Here is a 2488-nt window from a genome sequence, read left to right as displayed (position 1 = left end):
CAAAAGCCGGGAAACCTTGCGAAAACGGATACTGCAAATGCAGCCAAAACCACACGTTCTCAATCGCTTGCCCATTCTTCACGTGTGACGATCTGGGCCTGCTGCGCTTCGAAGAGCGCCCGATACTCCGGCGGCAGGCCGGACAGGTCGGGAGACGCGGCGTCCGTCGGCATGGAGGTGAGTGTAACACTCTCCTCCCGGGCCGCTACGCCGCCCGCCGAGTCATTCCGCCGCAGCGGGCCGGGCCATCCGGCGGGCCGTGACCCGGCGCCAGTCCAGTCCCTCGAAGAGCGCCTCGAACGTAAGCGCTCGCCCATCACCCCTCACGCCGCGGATTGACTATTCGACGACGTTCCAGGGCATGAGGTCGTCGATGTCTCTTTGCATGTGCTGATCGAGGATCTTGCGTAGCGTGGCGGCGATGTAGGCTTCCGGGTTTACGTTGTTGAGCTTGCACGTTCCGATGAGCGAGGCGATGCGGGCCCAGGTCTCGGCCCCATCGTCCGAGCCTGCGAAGAGCGCATTTTTCCTGGTCAAAGGCACCGGCCTGATCGCGTTCTCGACGCCGTTGGTATCCATCTCGAGACGACCGTCGTCCAGGAAGCGGGTAAGCCCCTCCCAGCGTTTCAGGCCATAGCGGATGTGGCGCGCCAGTTCGCTGGCCGATGAGACCTCCTGCAGGCGCGCTTCCAGCCATGGTCTTAGCGCATCGACAATGGGCCTGGACAGTTTCTGGCGGACAGCCTTGCGGGTGTCGGGCGCCTTGCCCCTTATCGTCTTCTCGATCGCGTAGAGCTCAGCGATACGCCTGACCATCTCGTCGCAGATCGGCGACACGGTGTCCTGCCCGAACTTGACGAAGCGGCGGCGCCAGTGTGTCCAGCAGTACGCCGTCGTCCACGGATGCGCCGTCTTCTTTGGATCGGCGAGCACGTCATAGACGGGGTGGCCATCGACCATCAGCGTGCCGCCGGCAAACCCCTCGAGGAGGCCCTTCGCGACCTCGCCGCTGCGTGTTCGGGAGTGGTGGAACACCACGATGGGCGGATCGGCACCGCCCCAGCCACGCTGATCGCGCAGCATCGCCCAGAGGTAATCCTTGCGGACCTTTCGCGTGCCTGGCGCCAGCACCGGTACGGTCGTCTCGTCGACCTGCAAGTGATCGGAGCTCCGAAGCCGGGCGATCATCTCGTCGATGACCGGCTGCAGCAGCAGCGCTGCCCGCCCTGACCAGTTCGCCAGCATGGTCCGGTCGAGATCGATGCCCTGCCGGCGGTAGATGTCTGCCTGTCGGTAGAACGGGAGATAGTCGCCGAACTTGCTGACCATGGAATGCGCCACCAGCGCTTCCGTCGGAAGCCCACGCGGGACCAGCCATTCGGGGGCCGGTGCCTGGGTGTGGGACACGCCAGCGCAGTTGCGGCAGATGTATTTCGGGCGCACCGTCGCCAACACGCGGAAGCGGGCCGGGATCACATCCAGGCGCTCGCTTCGGTCCTCGCCCACCTTGACCATCTCGCCGCAACCGCACGGGCACAGCGTGCTGTCGGGTTCGATGACCTGCTCGATCCGCTCCAGATGGGCCGGCAGATGGCCCTTATTCCGTTTCTCCTTGCGGGGGCTCGTCTTGCGATCCCCGAGCGCTTTCTCGGCTTCTTCGCTGGCGGCCGCCAGCATTCCTTCGGCGACCTCGACATCTTCGAAAGGCAGATGCTGCTGTTCGGGACTGGCCTTTTCGGACCTGGTGCCGAACTTGTCCCGGCGCAGCTGCGCAATCATGCGCTCTAGCCGGGCAAGGGCCTCTTCAGACCGGGCACGGGCGTCTTCAGATGCAGCCAGACGGGTCTCCGCCACGATCCGGGCAGCCTCGGAGGCGGCAAGCTGCCGCTCGAGCTCGGTCACCTTGGCTGCGCTGATCATTCCGCTGGAGCCCATGGCCGGAGTATACGGCTCCAGCCATGGGGGAGGTACGCAAAACGCGGCGCTGAGTCATCCTGTCGCGGCTATCCCGCCAGCTTGGGGCGCCGCCGGCGTTCCGCCCGAGCGGCGCGCCAGTCGATCCCCTCAAACAGCGCCGAGAACTGCGCCGGCGACAGCTGGATCATCCCATCCGCCGGCTTCGGCCACCGGAAGGCGCCGCCCTCCAGCTTCTTGTAGACCAGCACCAGCCCCGTCTGATCCCAGACCAGGCATTTCAACTGGTCGCCACGCTTGGACCGGAAGACGAAGATGGCCCCGCTGAAGGGGTCGCGGCCGAGCACCTCCTGTACGATCAGCGACAGGCCCGCATGTTGCTTGCGGAAATCGACAGGCCGCGTCGCAACATAGATTTTGTACGGCCCGCCAGGAAGGATCACGACGCGCCCCGAACCGCAGCGATCACCCTGCTCAGATGGTCATCCGTGAACTATGGCTGGCAACGCTCATGAGCGTCACGCCGCGGCCTTTTCCTGTGCACATGATGGGCTGCGGCCGTAGAAAACGGCCA

The 2488-nt window shown here is 65.0% G+C and carries 2 protein-coding genes; both read right to left on the bottom strand.

Annotation, left to right across the window (positions count from 1 at the left end; genetic code table 11):
- Positions 1-339: 339 nt before the first annotated feature.
- On the bottom strand, positions 340-1920 hold the full coding sequence (gene tnpC, locus P1J78_RS24570; RefSeq protein WP_275570006.1) for an IS66 family transposase: 1581 nt from the start codon (positions 1918-1920) through the stop codon (positions 340-342).
- Positions 1921-2003: 83 nt separating this feature from the next.
- Positions 2004-2357, bottom strand: coding sequence for an IS66 family insertion sequence element accessory protein TnpB (tnpB, locus tag P1J78_RS24565; RefSeq protein ID WP_275570005.1), 354 nt, complete (start codon positions 2355-2357; stop codon positions 2004-2006).
- Between the last annotated feature and the right edge of the window lie 131 nt (positions 2358-2488).

It is taken from the genome of Psychromarinibacter sediminicola, from assembly GCF_029168335.1.
Classification (GTDB): domain Bacteria; phylum Pseudomonadota; class Alphaproteobacteria; order Rhodobacterales; family Rhodobacteraceae; genus Psychromarinibacter; species Psychromarinibacter sediminicola.
Note: the sequence above shows the minus strand (reverse complement) of the source record. Positions and strands in the feature narration are given on the sequence as shown.